The organism is Streptomyces sp. NRRL S-378 (genome assembly GCF_000720645.1).
In the GTDB taxonomy this organism is placed as follows: Bacteria; Actinomycetota; Actinomycetes; order Streptomycetales; family Streptomycetaceae; genus Streptomyces.
Genome location: NZ_JOBX01000072.1, coordinates 1 through 15769, shown reverse-complemented (window position 1 = coordinate 15769; position 15769 = coordinate 1). Strand labels below are relative to the sequence as shown.

12 protein-coding genes and 2 pseudogenes are annotated in these 15769 nt (G+C 70.9%); 13 read left to right on the top strand and 1 reads right to left on the bottom strand.

What is annotated here, in order from left to right; genetic code table 11:
* Positions 1-87: 87 nt before the first annotated feature.
* A pseudogene (locus tag IH80_RS0132985) lies at positions 88-294 on the bottom strand (rod shape-determining protein); the annotation flags it as partial.
* Positions 295-411: 117 nt separating this feature from the next.
* On the opposite strand from IH80_RS0132985, the gene folC reads away from it, so the two are divergent.
* The 13 genes and pseudogenes from folC to IH80_RS40015 form a co-directional block, all read left to right on the top strand.
* Entirely contained in the window at positions 412-1950 is a 1539-nt protein-coding gene (gene folC, locus IH80_RS0132980; RefSeq protein ID WP_030965361.1) for a bifunctional tetrahydrofolate synthase/dihydrofolate synthase, read from the top strand.
* 2 nt (positions 1951-1952) lie between these two features.
* Positions 1953-2321, top strand: a complete 369-nt coding sequence (locus IH80_RS0132975; protein WP_030965360.1) for a DUF4233 domain-containing protein — start codon at positions 1953-1955, stop codon at positions 2319-2321.
* A gap of 134 nt (positions 2322-2455) precedes the next feature.
* A complete protein-coding gene (gene ndk / locus IH80_RS0132970) occupies positions 2456-2866 on the top strand; it encodes a nucleoside-diphosphate kinase (protein ID WP_030027161.1) in 411 nt (136 codons plus the stop codon).
* A gap of 295 nt (positions 2867-3161) precedes the next feature.
* Positions 3162-4181, top strand: a complete 1020-nt coding sequence (locus tag IH80_RS0132965) for a rod shape-determining protein (protein WP_030008578.1) — start codon at positions 3162-3164, stop codon at positions 4179-4181.
* Positions 4182-4315: 134 nt separating this feature from the next.
* On the top strand, positions 4316-5263 hold the full coding sequence (gene mreC, locus IH80_RS0132960; RefSeq protein WP_030819225.1) for a rod shape-determining protein MreC: 948 nt from the start codon (positions 4316-4318) through the stop codon (positions 5261-5263).
* Between the two features lie 13 nt (positions 5264-5276).
* Positions 5277-5984 carry a rod shape-determining protein MreD gene (gene mreD / locus IH80_RS0132955; protein WP_030965358.1) on the top strand — a complete coding sequence of 236 codons (708 nt, stop codon included), beginning with the start codon at positions 5277-5279 and terminating at the stop codon, positions 5982-5984.
* 13 nt (positions 5985-5997) lie between these two features.
* On the top strand, positions 5998-8169 hold the full coding sequence (gene mrdA / locus IH80_RS0132950; protein ID WP_030965357.1) for a penicillin-binding protein 2: 2172 nt from the start codon (positions 5998-6000) through the stop codon (positions 8167-8169).
* Positions 8170-8184: 15 nt separating this feature from the next.
* Positions 8185-9384 (top strand): rod shape-determining protein RodA, encoded by a 1200-nt coding sequence (rodA, locus tag IH80_RS0132945; RefSeq protein WP_030965356.1) that lies wholly within the window; start codon positions 8185-8187, stop codon positions 9382-9384.
* A gap of 49 nt (positions 9385-9433) precedes the next feature.
* Positions 9434-10951: a CYTH and CHAD domain-containing protein gene (locus tag IH80_RS0132940; RefSeq protein ID WP_030965355.1), complete on the top strand. Its 1518-nt coding sequence runs from the start codon at positions 9434-9436 to the stop codon at positions 10949-10951.
* A 76-nt stretch (positions 10952-11027) separates the two neighbouring features.
* Positions 11028-12953, top strand: a complete 1926-nt coding sequence (locus tag IH80_RS0132935; RefSeq protein WP_199819341.1) for a TIGR03960 family B12-binding radical SAM protein — start codon at positions 11028-11030, stop codon at positions 12951-12953.
* Positions 12954-13036: 83 nt separating this feature from the next.
* Positions 13037-14122, top strand: coding sequence for a hypothetical protein (locus tag IH80_RS0132930; RefSeq protein ID WP_030965352.1), 1086 nt, complete (start codon positions 13037-13039; stop codon positions 14120-14122).
* A gap of 110 nt (positions 14123-14232) precedes the next feature.
* Positions 14233-15012, top strand: coding sequence for a TIGR03936 family radical SAM-associated protein (locus IH80_RS0132925; protein WP_030965351.1), 780 nt, complete (start codon positions 14233-14235; stop codon positions 15010-15012).
* 234 nt (positions 15013-15246) lie between these two features.
* Positions 15247-15769: pseudogene (locus tag IH80_RS40015) on the top strand (ribonuclease E/G); the annotation flags it as partial.

Below are 15769 nucleotides of genomic sequence, written 5' to 3'. Positions count from 1 at the left end.
AGATGCGGTGCACCACGAGGCGGAGGAGCGCCCTCACGGGGCGTATTCGGGCGTTGCGACAACGCGGCGAGGTGCCGTAGCCGGCGTCGCGGTGATGGACCCGGAGGTGCGGCCGACGGTCTCCTTGGCGTCCGCCCCGACGGCCAGGGCGCTGGTGGTGCCCGCCCTGACGGCGACCACGGACGGCTCATTGAGGACGATCCCGTGCCCCCGGGCGTGGACGAGGGTGTTCGCGGTCCCCAGGTCGATCCCTATCCCGCGGCTGGAAGGTCTGTCGGTGCTGGCCTGCGGCATTTGTTCCCCTATCTGCTGCTCGCAAGGCCTGCACGACGATCACGTCGCGCCCGGCGTCGAAGGTCCCGAAACGGCCGGGCCGAAAGTCCTCCGGGCCACCGTCCGTAGACTGGCCCTGTGAGTGACCAGCAGCCCGAGAACCCCGACCGACACGACCACGACGACCTCGCCGGCGCCTTCGACGAGTTCGACCAGATCGTGGCGGAAGAGTCCGACCGCGACCCCGACCTGGCGGTGATCGAGGCCGGCAGCCGCACCCTGCGCGCCCACGCCGGACCGCCCCAGGGCGACCCGGTGCCCGCCCGGCCCGTCGACCCCGAGGTCGCCAAGGCGCTGCTGGAGGTGGAGCAGGAGCTCTCGACCCGCTGGGGCGAGACCAAGCTGGAGCCCTCGGTGTCGCGGATCGCGGCGCTGATGGACGTGCTGGGCGAGCCGCAGCGCGCGTACCCCTCCATCCACGTCACCGGGACCAACGGCAAGACCAGCACGGCCCGCATGATCGAGGCCCTGCTGAACGCCTTCGAGTTGCGCACCGGCCGCTACACGAGCCCGCACGTGCAGTCGATCACCGAGCGGATCAGCCTCGACGGGGCGCCGATCGAGGCCGAGCGTTTCGTGGAGACCTACCACGACATCAAGCCGTACGTGGAGATGGTCGACGCCGCCGAGGAGTTCCGGCTGTCCTTCTTCGAGGTGCTCACCGGGATGGCCTACGCGGCCTTCGCGGACGCCCCGGTGGACGTGGCCGTGGTCGAGGTCGGCATGGGCGGCAGCTGGGACGCGACCAACGTCATCGACGGCTCCGTCGCCGTGGTCACCCCGATCAGCCTGGACCACACCGACCGGCTCGGCTCCACGCCCGGTGAGATCGCCGTGGAGAAGGGCGGCATCATCAAGCAGGACGCCACCGTGATCCTGGCGCAGCAGCCGGTCGACGCGGCCCAGGTGCTGCTGAAGAAGGCCGTCGAGGTCGATGCGACGGTGGCCCGCGAGGGCATGGAGTTCGGCGTCGTCTCGCGCGAGGTCGCGGTCGGCGGGCAGCAGCTGACGCTGCGCGGCGTGGGCGGCGAGTACGACGGCATCTTCCTGCCGCTGTACGGCGCCCACATGGCGCACAACGCGGCGGTGGCGCTCGCCGCGGTCGAGGCCTTCTTCGGGGTCGGCGGGCAGCACGCCCGGGTGCTGGACGTGGACACCGTGCGGAAGGCCTTCGCGTCGGTGACCTCGCCGGGCCGCATGGAGGTCGTGCGGCGCAGCCCGACGGTGATCCTGGACGCGGCGCACAACCCGGCGGGCGCGGCGGTCACCGCGGAGGCGGTCACCGAGGCGTTCGGCTTCAGCCGGCTCATCGGCGTCGTGGCGGCGAGCGAGGACAAGGACGTGCGCGGGGTGCTGGAGGCCTTCGAGCCGATCTTCGCGGAGGTCGTGGTCACGCAGAACTCCAGCCACCGGTCGATGGGCGCAGACGATCTGGCGGCCGTCGCCGTCGAGGTCTTCGGCGTGGACCGGGTGCAGGTGGAGCCGCGGCTGGACGACGCCCTGGAGGCGGCGATCACCCTGGCCGAGGAAGAGGCCGAATACGGAGGGGCCGGGGTCCTGGTGACCGGTTCCGTGATCACGGTGGGCGAGGCCCGCCTGCTGCTGAAGAGGGGCTGAGGATGCGCACGCTGTGTGCGAGCACGCTGATCGGTGAGTTCTTCGTGATCGGTTTCGCGGGACTCGTCGCCATGAAGGACCCGGACCTGACCCAGGCCACGGTCTGGACGGTGTGCGGGGTCGCGATGCTGCTGTCGGTGCTGCTGTGCGGCATGCTGTCGCGTCCCGGGGCCGTCCAGCTGGGCTGGGCCCTGCAGATCGGTCTCGTCGCGAGCGGGTTCGTCGTCCCCACGATGTTCTTCCTCGGCGCGGTCTTCGCCGGCCTGTGGTGGTGCTCCGTGCACTACGGCCGGAAGATCGACTCGATCAAGGAACGCTGGGCCGCCGCGCAGGAGGCTCCCGCGGCGTCCGGAGCGCCCGATACGGCCTGAGGGATCCCCGGGCCGCCCGCGCCGCCCGGATCCCCCGGCCGCCCGTACCGTCGGAGCACCCCGGACTGCCGGACCGCCCCGGACGGCCCTGTAGATTCGCCCTACCGCACCCGTATGCCGCAAGGAGCCGCAACATGACCCAGCGCACCCTCGTCCTGCTCAAGCCCGACGCCGTCCGTCGTGGCCTGGTCGGCGAGATCATCGGCCGCATCGAGCGGAAGGCCGGCTGGACCATTCCCGCGCTGGAGCTGCGCACGCTCGACCAGGAGACCCTGGAGGCGCACTACGGCGAGCACAAGGGCAAGCCGTTCTACGAGCCGCTGATGGGCTTCATGTCCAGCGGTCCGGTCGTGGCCCTGGTCGTCGAAGGGGAACGCGTGATCGAGGGTGTACGCCAGCTGGCCGGACCCACCGACCCGATCGCGGCGGCCCCCGGCTCCATCCGGGGCGACTTCGGCACCGTCACCCGTGAGAACCTGATCCACGCCTCGGACTCGGAGGAGTCCGCCGAGCGTGAGCTGAAGCTCTTCTTCCCCGCGCTCTGATCAGTCTTTCCTGACGAGACATCAGCCGAATAGCGCTCATGACCTGGGGCGACCGAAGTAATTTCGGTCGCCCCCAGGTAATTCCGGGCTCGAGCGGGAACGCCTGGGCAGGACACGTCGTCACCAGTAAGGGGGCGGGTATCCATTCCGGCGGGATTGCCGGAGTCCCGTCGCGCGGTGTCCGTACCCCGGCACTACGATGGGGCCTCCACCCACACACCCACCTCGCCGACCTGACAGCAGCCGCTATCAACTGGAAGGCCAGACGCTCCTCATGGGGAACAAGGGGAACAACATGTCGTTCATCGGCCGTGACATGGCGATCGACCTCGGGACCGCCAACACGCTGGTGTACGTGAGGGGCCGGGGGATCGTCCTGAACGAGCCGTCCGTGGTCGCCATCAACACGAACACCGGCGGCATCCTGGCGGTCGGCTCGGAGGCGAAGAAGATGATCGGGCGCACGCCCGGCAACATCGTCGCCGTACGGCCCCTCAAGGACGGCGTGATCGCCGACTTCGAGATCACCGAGCGTATGCTCCGGTACTTCATCCTCAAGATCCACAAGCGCCGCTACCTGGCGCGTCCGCGCGTCGTGGTCTGCGTTCCCTCCGGCATCACGGGAGTCGAGCGCCGCGCGGTCATCGAGGCGTCCACGCAGGCCGGCGCCCGCCAGGTGCACATCATCGAAGAGCCCATGGCCGCCGCCATCGGCTCGGGCCTGCCCGTCCACGAGGCCACCGGCAACATGGTCGTGGACATCGGCGGCGGCACGACCGAGGTCGCCGTCATCTCCCTCGGCGGAATCGTCACGGCGCAGTCCATCCGGGTGGCCGGTGACGAGCTCGACAACGCGATCATCCAGCACATCAAGAAGGAGTACTCGCTCCTCCTCGGTGAGCGGACGGCCGAACAGATCAAGATCACCATCGGCTCGGCGTACGACCTGGACAAGGACGAGCACACCGAGATCCGCGGCCGGGACCTGGTCTCGGGCCTGCCCAAGACGGTCGTCATCTCGGCCGCCGAGGTCCGCAAGGCCATCGAGGAGCCCGTCAACTCCATCGTCGACGCGGTCAAGACCACGCTCGACAAGTGCCCGCCGGAGCTCTCCGGCGACATCATGGACCGCGGCATCGTCCTGACCGGCGGTGGCGCCCTGCTCCGCGGCCTCGACGAACGGCTGCGCCGGGAGACCGGCATGCCGATCCACATCGCCGAGGACCCCCTCGACTCCGTCGCCCTCGGCTCGGGCAAGTGCGTCGAGGAGTTCGAGGCCCTCCAGCAGGTCCTGGACGCGCAGCCCCGTCGCTGACAACACCCCTCCCGACCGGGGAGGGGCTAAGCGGAACACAAGGATCCGCCGTACGGGTGCTACCGGACCCGTGCGGCGGATCGTTGATATACAGGCAAAAGAGAATTCCGACGAGGAAGGCACGGCCGCCGCACGTGAGGGACACACGAGAAAGCCGGCTGCTCCTGGTGCTTCTGATCGCCATCGCGTTCGCGTTGATCACGGTGGACATCAGGGCAGGCGAGGAGTCACCGGTCGACGGTGCCCGGCAGGCCGCCGCAGCGGTCTTCGGGCCGGTCGAGGAAGGTGTGGCGACTGCGGTCGATCCGGTCGCCAACGCCATAGGGGCCGTACGGGACTCCGGGGAGCGCCACAACCGCATCGCCACGCTGGAGCGCGAGAACGCGGCCCTCAAGGCCAAGCTGGGCAGCGAGGACCAGACCCGCAGCCGCATCCACGAGCTCGACGAGATGCTCAAGCGGGCCGGCGCCGGACAGTACGGCATCAAGGGCGCCGAGGTCATCGCCATAGGAGCGGCCCAGGGCTTCTCCTGGACCGTCACCATCGACGCCGGCAGCAAGGACGGCATCGAGCGCGACATGACCGTCCTCAACGGCGACGGGCTCGTCGGCCGCGTCACCACCGTCGGCCCCGACACCTCCACCGTCGTCCTCGCCAACGACCCCGACTTCACCGTCGGCACGCGCCTGGAGAAGACCGGCGAACTCGGCTTCGCCACCGGCCAGGGCGACCGCGCCCTGTCCGTCCAGATGCTCAACGGCAAGGCCAAGGTCAGCCCCGGCGACCGGCTCGTCACCTTCGGTTCGCGCGGCAACAAGCCCTTCGTGCCCGGCGTACCGATCGGCGAGGTGGTCAAGGTCGACCCCTCGCGCGGCGACCTGACCCGTACCGTCTGGGTGCGTCCGTTCGTCGGTTTCTCCCGGCTGGACATCGTCGGCGTCGTGGTGATGCCGCCGCGCGAGGACCCGCGCGACGCCGTCCTGCCGCCCAAGCCCGAGGCCCCCAAGCCCACCCCGACGGTCACCGTCACGGTCACCCCGTCCGGGTCCGCCAGCCTGGCGGCCCAGCCGGCCGACGACTAGGAGCCGACCCCGCATGCGCTTCAACCGGATCCTGCTCTCGGCCACGCTCGTCGTGGTCGCCCTCGTCATCCAGGTCACCGTCCTGGGCCGGCTCCAACTGCCCGGCGCCGTACCCGACCTGCTGCTCCTCACCGTCGTGTCCCTCGCACTCGTGTACGGGCACGTCAGCGGTGCGCTCATCGGCTTCGGCGCCGGACTCCTCGCCGACCTGGCCCCGCCCGCCGACCACGCGGCCGGGCGGTACGCGCTCGTCCTGTGCGTCATCGGCTACGTCGCCGGCCTGGTCCGCCCCGACGGCGGGCGGTTCCGCTCCGCCTGGGGCCCCATGCTGACCGTCGTCGCCGCCGCGATCGGCTCCACCCTGCTCTACGCGGGCGTCGGAGCCCTCGTCGGCGACACCGCCGCCCGCCACGTCGGCCTGACCGGGCTGGTGTTCACCGCCACCCTCTACGACCTGCTCCTCGCGCCCTTCACCGTGCCGTGGATCATGGCGCTGGCCCGGCGCGCCGAGAACGACCCGATGGCCGTCGAGGCCGGCGGCGGTCCCGCCAGCAAGGCCGCCGACGTCTCCGCCGGCTGGCTGGCCGGCGGCACCGGACTGCGCATCGGCAGCCAGCGCGGCGGCCTGCGCCTGAAGACCGCACGGTCCCGCGCCAACAAGGCCGTCCGCATAAAGGGCGTCAAGCCCGCCAAGGGTGTGAAGAGCGTCAAGAAGCTGTGAGGGAGGAGCAGACGTGACCAACGTCCCGGAGACCGGCCGCACCTCCCGGGTGCAGATCAGGCTCGTCATCATGCAGGTCCTCGTCTTCTCGATGCTCATCACCCTCGGCGGCCGGCTCTGGTTCCTCCAGATCCGCAACGGCGCCGAGTACTACCACGAGGCCAAGAGCAACCACGTCCAGCGGGTCGTCCAGCCCGCCGTGCGCGGCTCGATCCTCGACGCCCGCGGGGTCCCGCTCGCCGACAACGAGACCCGCCTCGTCGTCTCCGCCAGCCGCACCGCGCTGATGAAGATGAAGGACAAGGGCAAGGGCGTCATGACCCGCCTCGCCGGCGTCCTGGACATGACCCCCAAGGAGGTCATGGACAAGGTCCGGCTCTGCGACTCCCAGACGCCCAAGCCCTGCTGGAACGGCTCCCCCTACCAGCCGATCCCGGTCACCCTCGAAGCCACCACCCAGCAGGCGCTGCAGCTGCGCGAACGCCCGGAGGAGTACCCCGGCATCACCGCCGAGCCCACCGCCGTGCGCCGCTACCCGGCCCCCGGCGGAGCCCGCACCGCGCAGGTGCTCGGCTACCTCTCGCCCGTCACCGACGACGAGATCCAGAAGGCCAAGGACACCGACTCCCCGCACCTGCGCTCCGACCAGGTCGGCCGCTCGGGGATCGAGCGCACCTACGACCGGCAGCTGCGCGGCAAGGCGCAGGTCACCTCGTACGAGGTCGACAACCTCGGCCGGGTCATGGGGCAGACCAAGTCCGACCCGGGAGTGGCCGGGTCCACCCTCGTCACCAGCATCGACGCCCGGGTCCAGGCCGTCGCCGAGTTCGAGCTCCAGCAGGCGATGAAGGTCGTCCGCAACGAGACCGACAACATCACCGGCCGCAAGTACGAGGCCGACTCGGGCGCCGTCGTCGTCATGGAGGCCAAGACCGGCCGCATCGTCGCGATGGCGTCCCAGCCGGACTACGACCCCAACGCCTGGGTCGGCGGCATCTCCGGCGCGGACTACGCCAAGCTCACCAGCAAGAGCTCCAACTACCCGCTGCTCAACCGCGCCATCCAGGGCATGGCCCCCGCCGGCTCCATCTTCAAGGTGGTCTCCGCGAGCGCCGCCGTCCGGGCCGGATACAAGTTCAACGACAGGTACAACTGCAGCAGCTCCTACAGCCTCGGCGGCCGCAGCTTCGCGAACTTCGAGTCCAAGGGGCACGGCCCCATCACCCTCGGCGAGGCCCTCAAGTTCTCCTGCAACACCGTCTTCTACGCCCTCGGGCACAAGGAGTGGCAGCGCGACGGCGGCCTCAGCCCCAAGAAGGACGCCCACGACTGGTTCTACCGCACCGCCAGGGAGTTCGGGCTCGGCTCCGAGACCGGGATCGACCTGCCGAACGAGGTCAAGGGCCGCATCCCCGACCGCCACTGGAAGCAGAGCTTCTGGGCGGCCAACAAGAACTCCTGGTGCAAGCAGGGCAAGCGGGGCGGCACCTACGTCGAGCAGATCGCCTACGAGAGCTGCCTCGAGGGCAACCAGCTCAAGGCCTACGACAGCATCAACTTCGCCATCGGCCAGGGCGACGTCCTCGTCACCCCCATCCAGATGGCCACCGCCTACTCCGCCATCAGCAACGGCGGCACCCTCTACAACCCCACCGTCGGCAAGGCCGTGATCAGCCCCGACGGCAAGCGCATCGAGATGGTCAAGCCCCAGTCCCACGGCAGGCTCCCCATCGACGCCCAGACCATCGCGGACCTCGACAGGGGCCTGCGCATGGTCGTCGAGCCCGGCGGCACCGCCGCGTGGCGCTTCGGCGGCTGGCCCCAGGACAAGATCCCGATGCACGCGAAGACCGGTACCGCCCAGGTCTACGGCAAGCAGACCACCTCGTGGCTCGCGACCTACACCAAGGACTTCACGATCGTCATGACGATCTCCCAGGGCGGCACCGGCTCCGGAGCCTCCGGCCCCGCCGTGCGCAACCTCTACAACGCCATCTACGGTCTGACCATGGACGGGAAGCAGGACCTGAAGAGGGCCCTGCTGCCGGCCCCGGAGACGAAACTGCCCAGGATCAACCCCGACGGCTCCATCGATTCCCCCGAGATCCGGCCGTACGTACCGCCGTCCCCGGAGGAACTGGAACCGCCGGCGCTCGCCGGGCCTCCCCCGACACGGCACGACTGAGGACCCCATACCGACATGCCAACCGCCAACAAGTTCTCCGTCTCCCGGTACGCGCCCGAGCGCGGCCCGATGGCCAAGCTCACCGCCCGCGACTCCGTACTGCGCCGGCTCGACTGGCCGATCCTGCTCTCCTCGCTCGCCCTGTCCTTCCTCGGCGCCCTGCTCGTGTGGTCGGCGACCCGCAACAGGACCACCCTGAACCAGGGCGACCCCTACTACTTCCTCGCCCGGCACGCCCTGAACACCGGCATCGGCCTGGTGCTGATGATCGGCACCGTCTGGCTCGGCCACCGCACCCTGCGCGGAGCCGTGCCGTTCCTCTACGGGCTCTCGCTCGTGCTCATCCTCGCCGTGCTCACCCCGCTCGGCGCCACCATCAACGGCGCCCACGCGTGGATCGTCATCGGCGGCGGATTCTCGCTCCAGCCGTCCGAGTTCGTGAAGATCACGATCATCCTGGTCATGGCGATGCTGCTCGCCACCCGCGTGGACGCGGGCGACCTCGCCCACCCCGACCACCGCACGGTCGTCAAGGCACTCTGCCTGGCCGCCGCCCCGATGGGCATCGTCATGCTGATGCCCGACCTCGGGTCCGTGATGGTCATGGTCGTCATCGTGCTCGGCGTACTGCTCGCCTCCGGGGCCTCCAACCGCTGGGTGATCGGCCTCCTCGCCTCCGGCGTGGGCGGAGCCGTCCTGATATGGCAGCTCGGCGTCCTCGACGAGTACCAGATCAACCGCTTCGCGGCCTTCGCCAACCCCGAACTCGACCCCGCAGGCGTCGGCTACAACACCAACCAGGCGCGCATCGCGATCGGCTCCGGCGGCCTGACCGGCTCCGGGCTCTTCAAGGGCTCGCAGACCACCGGCCAGTTCGTGCCCGAGCAGCAGACCGACTTCGTCTTCACCGTGGCCGGCGAGGAGCTCGGCTTCGTCGGCGCCGGACTGATCCTCGTGCTGCTGGGCGTCATCCTCTGGCGGGCCTGCATGATCGCCCGGGAGACCACCGAGCTCTACGGGACCATCGTGTGCGCCGGCATCATCGCCTGGTTCGCCTTCCAGTCCTTCGAGAACATCGGGATGACCCTCGGCATCATGCCCGTGGCCGGACTGCCCCTGCCGTTCGTGTCCTACGGAGGCTCGTCGATGTTCGCCGTGTGGATAGCGGTCGGACTCCTCCAGTCGATCAAGGTCCAGCGTCCATTGTCAGCCTGAAGTCCCGTTCATCCTGCAGACGTGTTCCGTTCAGGACTAAGTTCGGTACATGGCGGACACAAAGCGCGAGATCGAGCGGAAATTCGAGTTCTCCAAGGCCAAAGCTGCCCGGCGCGGGGTGCCGGACCTGACGGGGACGGCCGCGATCGCGGCCGTCACCGACCAGGGCACCGTCGACCTCGACGCCGTCTACTACGACACCCCCGACCAACGGCTCGCCGCCGACGGTCTCACCCTCCGGCGCAGAACGGGCGGCGCCGACGAGGGCTGGCACCTCAAACTGCCCGTCTCCCCGGGAGTGCGCGACGAGGTCGGGGCGGAGCTCAGCGACACCGTCCCGCCCGCCCTCGCCGCCCTCGTCCGCTCCCGCGTCCGTGACGCCGGACTCGCACCGCAGGTCCGGCTGGTCTCCTCGCGCCGCGTCAGCCACCTGCTGGACGCAGACGGAGCGCTCCTCGCCGAACTGAGTACCGACGAGGTCCTGGCCGAGCGCGGCGACACCACCGCCGGCTGGACCGAGGTCGAGGTGGAGCTCGCCGACGGCGTCGACCCCGGCCTGCTCGACGCCGTCGAGAAGACCTTCCGCAAGGCCGGGCTCAAGGTCTCCGACTCCCCCTCGAAACTCGCCCGCGCCCTCGCCGAGACCGACGCCGAGCCCCCGGCCCGGCCCTCCGGCGGCGGACCCGGGGGGACCGCCGGCGCGCACGTCGTCGCGTACCTGGCCGAGCAGCGCGACGCCCTCGTCGCCCAGGACCCCGCCGTACGCCGCGACCTGCCGGACTCCGTCCACCAGATGCGGGTCGCCACCCGCCGGCTGCGCAGCGCCTTCAAGACGTACCGCAAGGTCCTGGACCGCGAGGTCACCGACCCGATCGGCGAGGACTTGCGCTGGCTGGCCGCCGAACTCGGCGTCGACCGCGACCAGGAGGTCCTGATGGAGCGCCTCCAGGCCCACCTCGCCGAACTGCCGCGCACCCTGCTGACCGGCCCGGTCCGCACCCGGCTGCGGACGTGGAACACCGCCCGGCGCTCCGGATCGCGCCGCAGGGTCCTGGCCGCACTCGACAGCGACCGCTACGTCACCCTGCTCAACGCCCTGGACGGCCTCCTGGACGCGCCCCCGCTGCTGGGGGGTGCAGCCAAGTCCCCGAAGAAGGTCCTCCCCAAGGCCGTGCTCCGCGACTACGCGCGCCTCGCCACCCGCATCGACAGCGCCCTCGCCCTCGACGAGGGCAAGGAGCGGGACCTGGCCCTGCACGAGGCGCGCAAGGCGGCCAAGCGGGTCCGGTACGCGGCGGAGTCGGCCGAGCCCGAACTCGGCAAGCCGGCGAAACACCTGGCCAAGGCCGTCAAGAAGGTCCAGACCCTGCTCGGCGACCACCAGGACAGCGTGGTGGCCCGCGACGCCCTGCGCGGCCTCGCGGCGCAGGCCACCGAGGCGGGGGAGCCCGCCTTCACCTGGGGCGTGCTCTACGGACGCGAGGAGGCCCTGGCCGAGCGGCGCGAACGGGAGCTTCCGGACATCTGGGCGAAGGCGTCGGCCCCCGCCCTGCGGACGGCCCTGTAGTGATCATGCGGGTGGGGGCGGCTGAGCCGTCGGGGTACGCTAGATAGCTGCCCCCTGCCCGCTTCACGAAAGTCGCGTGATGACCGAGTCGGTCTTCCCTCAGCTTGAGGCCCTGCTTCCGCACGTGCAGAAGCCCATCCAGTACGTCGGCGGTGAACTCAACTCCACGGTGAAGCCGTGGGAGAGCTGCGACGTCCGCTGGGCGCTCATGTATCCGGACGCATACGAAGTCGGGCTGCCCAACCAGGGCGTCATGATCCTGTACGAGGTGCTCAACGAGCGCGAGGGCGTCCTGGCCGAGCGCACCTACAGCGTGTGGCCGGACCTCGAAGAGCTGATGCGCGAGCACAACGTGCCCCAGTTCACCGTGGACAGCCACCGCCCCGTCTCCGCCTTCGACGTGTTCGGCCTGTCCTTCTCCACGGAGCTGGGCTACACCAACATGCTCACGGCCCTGGACCTGGCGGGCATCCCGCTGGAGGCCAGGAACCGCACGGTGGACCACCCGATCGTCCTCGCGGGCGGTCACGCGGCCTTCAACCCGGAGCCGATCGCGGAGTTCATCGACTGCGCGGTCATCGGCGACGGCGAGCAGGCCGTCCTCGACATGACCGAGATCATCCGCACCTGGAAGGCCGAGGGCAGGCCGGGCGGGCGCGAAGAGGTCCTCCTGCGTCTCGCCAAGACCGGCAACGTCTACGTGCCGGGCTTCTACGACGTCGAGTACCTGCCGGACGGCCGCATCGGCCGCGTCGTCCCCAACCGCTCCGGCGTGCCGTGGCGCGTGTCCAAGCACACCGTCATGGACCTCGACGAGTGGCCGTACCCCAAGCAGCCCCTGGTCCCGCTCGCCGAGACCGTCCACGAACGCATGTCCGTGGAGATCTTCCGCGGCTGCACCCGCGGCTGCCGTTTCTGCCAGGCCGGCATGATCACGCGCCCCGTGCGGGAGCGAAGCATCACCGGCATCGGCGAGATGGTGGAGAAGGGTCTCAAGGCGACCGGCTTCGAGGAGGTCGGCCTGCTCTCGCTGTCCTCCGCGGACCACACCGAGATCGCCGACATCGCCAAGGGTCTCGCGGACCGCTACGCGGACGACAAGGTGGGCCTGTCCCTCCCGTCGACCCGTGTGGACGCCTTCAACGTGGACCTGGCCAACGAGCTGACCCGCAACGGTCGCCGCTCCGGCCTGACCTTCGCCCCCGAGGGCGGCTCCGAGCGCATGCGCAAGGTCATCAACAAGATGGTCTCGGAGGAGGACCTGATCCGGACCGTCGCCACCGCTTACGGCAACGGCTGGCGTCAGGTGAAGCTGTACTTCATGTGCGGCCTGCCCACCGAGACCGACGAGGACGTGCTCCAGATCGGCGACATGGCGGTCAACGTCATCGCCAAGGGCCGCGAGGTCTCCGGCCAGAACGACATCCGCTGCACGGTGTCGATCGGCGGCTTCGTGCCCAAGCCGCACACCCCCTTCCAGTGGGCGCCGCAGCTGTCGGCCGAGGAGACGGACGCCCGCCTGGGCAAGCTCCGCGACAAGATCCGCGGCGACAAGAAGTACGGCCGCTCCATCGGCTTCCGCTACCACGACGGCAAGCCCGGCATCGTCGAGGGCCTCCTCTCCCGCGGAGACCGCCGCATCGGCGACGTGATCCGCGCCGTGTACGAGTCGGGCGGCCGCTTCGACGGCTGGCGCGAGCACTTCAGCTACGACCGCTGGATGGAGGCCGCGGAGAAGACGCTGCCCGCCTACGGCGTGGACGTGGCCTGGTACACCACGCGCGAGCGCACCTACGAGGAGGTCCTGCCCTGGGACCACCTGGACTCCGGTCTCGACAAGGACTGGCTCTGGGAGGACTGGCAGGACGCCCTGGACGAGACCGAGGTCGACGACTGCCGCTGGACCCCGTGCTTCGACTGCGGCGTCTGCCCGCAGATGCAGACCGAGATCCAGATCGGCCCGACCGGCAAGAAGCTGCTGCCGCTGTCGGTCGTGAAGTGACCGGTCAGCCGGTCACGTAACCCTTGGGTCACGAGAGGCCCCCGCCCGCAACGGGTGGGGGCCTCCGTCGTGTCCTTCACGGCATGGACATGGACAAACGGCCTCCCGCCGACGGCGGCGACGGGTGCCTGGTGGGCGTCATCAGGATCCCCGTGAAGATCGTCGCGGTACTCGTCGTACTGCCCGTACGAGTGGTGTGGGAACTGCTGGTGGCCGCGGGCCGGGCCGTGCACCGGCACGTGCTCGGGCCGCTGTACGTCCATGCCGTCGAACCGCTGCTCCGTGCGCTGGGATGGCTGCTGGCGACCCTGCTCAAGCTGGTCTTCGTCTGGCCGTGGGTCGGGCTGTGGCGGTACGTGCTCACCCCGGTCGGGCAGGGACTGGCGTGGCTGGCGTGCGGGCTGTACGACCAGGTCCTGGCGCCGGCCGGCCGGTTCCTGACCACCTACCTGCTGCGTCCCCTCGGGGCGGGGCTGGCCTGGCTGGGCCGGGGCGGCATGCGCTACCTGCTCGCGCCCCTCGCCAAGGGCGTCACCCGGATCGTATGGGCCGTCGGCATGACGCTGTTCGTCTGGCCGTGGGTCGCCCTGTGGCGGTACGTGCTCACGCCCGTCGGCCACGGGATCGCCTGGCTGGCTGCGGCGGTGCACCGGTACGTGCTCACCCCCGTCGGGCACGGCCTGGTACGGCTCGCGGTCGCCCTGTACCGGTACCTGCTGCGGCCCGTCGGGCTGGGCCTGGCCTGGCTCGTGGTCGCCCTGTACCGGTACCTGCTGCGGCCCGTCGGGCTGGGCCTCGCCTGGCTGGCCGCCGGTCTGTACCGGTACGTGCTCACCCCGGTCGGGCAGGTTCTGCTCTGGGCCTGGCACGTGGCCGGGCGGATCGTCGCCGCCCTGTGGCGCGGGCTCAAGCTGGTCGGCTGGGTGCTGGTCGGGTGGCCCGCCTCCCGGGTGTACCGGCACGTGCTCACCCCGGTGGGACACGCCGTGCGCGAGGTCTGGCGGACGGGCCGCGCCGCGGTCCGCGAGGCCCGCGCCACCGTACGCCGTGCGCTCTTCGGTACTCCTCCCGGGGAACCGGCGAGGTCACGGGCGCGTACTCTGGGTAGTACGACAGCCGCCGACGCGGCACCCGCTGACGAGATCTCCCTGGCCCGACGGCAGGGGTGAGCCGGAGCGGGTCGACGGACCTCAGGGCGATGCGCGAGCCGCGGAGCCCCGCACAAGGAGAAGAACCACTGGGCAAGCGACAGCCCGAAGGCCCGCCTCCCGCACCGGTGGTGCAGCGCATCCGACTGCGCTACACCAAGCGCGGCCGCCTCCGGTTCACCAGCCACCGAGACTTCCAGCGCGCCTTCGAGCGGGCCCTGCGCCGCGCCGAGGTGCCCATGGCGTACTCGGCGGGCTTCACCCCGCACCCCCGCGTCAGTTACGCGAACGCCGCCCCGACCGGGACCGGCAGCGAGGCCGAGTACCTGGAGATCGGCCTCGCCGCGCCGCGCGACCCCGAGAAGCTCCGCGAGCTGCTCGACGAGTCGATGCCGGTCGGACTCGACATCATCGACGCCGTCGAGGCCCGCACCCCGGGCCTGGCCGACCGGCTGACCGCCTCCGTGTGGGAGCTGCGCCTGGACGGCGTGGAGCTCGCCGAGGCCGAGCGGGCCGTGGAGGCCTTCCTCGCCGCCGAGACCGTCGAGGTGCAGCGCAAGACCAAGAACGGCATCCGCACCTTCGACACCCGCGGCGCGGTCGTCAGCCTCGAAGCGCTTCCCGCGCCGGCTGATAGGCCGCTGGACAATGCTTGTGCGATACTGCGCCTGGTTGTTCGGCATCTGACACCTGCCGTGCGACCCGACGACGTCCTGTCCGGTCTCCGAGCTGTGGCCGACCTGGCGCCGCCGGTCCCCTCTGCGGTGACCAGGCTGGCGCAGGGGCTCTTCGACGAGGAGTCCGGCACGGTGACCGACCCGCTCGCGCCCGACCGCGAGGCAGACACGGCCGCCCCACCCACGGCCGCCGTGACCGCCGACGCGAAGGCGCCGGAAGGTCCCGCCGCGTAGGGATCGTCGTCGTCGCGCAGCCCTGGCACTCGGGAGCCACCTGGGTCGGGCCGCGTACAGACCTGAAGACTTCCGCCAGGCCGTACGAACACACACGTACGGAACCGGCGGCCATGGACTACAGCTCCCGTGTGGCGAACGCGCCCCGGAGGCCGGCTCCGCGTTCCGCGCGGAGCCGAGCCGGACCGGAAGTCAGCCGCGGCGCCCGGGGGCGTGACGGGAGAACCGCCCGCAATGCCCAACAACGAGAACGACACCACCCCCGCCGGCGCCGACAGCGGCAGCCCCAGCGACAACCTGCCCCCGCGCAGGCGTCGCCGCGCCGCTTCCCGGCCGGCCGGTCCGCCCGGTGGCATCACCGCCGCCGCCGCTGAGCCGACGCCGGTGGCGGAGCCCGCCCCCGCCGAGGAGGCCGCTCCGACCGCCGCCCCCGCCCGTCCCCGCCGCCGCGCGACCCGCGCCGTGACCGCTCCGAAGACCCAGGCCGCCGAGGCCGCCGTCGTCGAGCCCGCCGCCGTGACCCCGGCCGCCGAGGCCGCTCCGGCTCCGGCCGTCGAGGAGGCTGCGGCTGCTCCGGCTCCGCGTGCCCGTCGTCGTGCGACCCGTGCGGCGACCGCCCCGGTGGCTGAGGCCGGCGAGGTTCCGGTTGTGGAGGCTCCGGCCGCCGTCGAGGCTGCTCCGGCTCCGGCCGTCGAGGAGGCTGCGGCTGCTCCGGCTCCGCGTGCCCGTCGTCGTGCGACCCGCGCCGTGGCCGCTC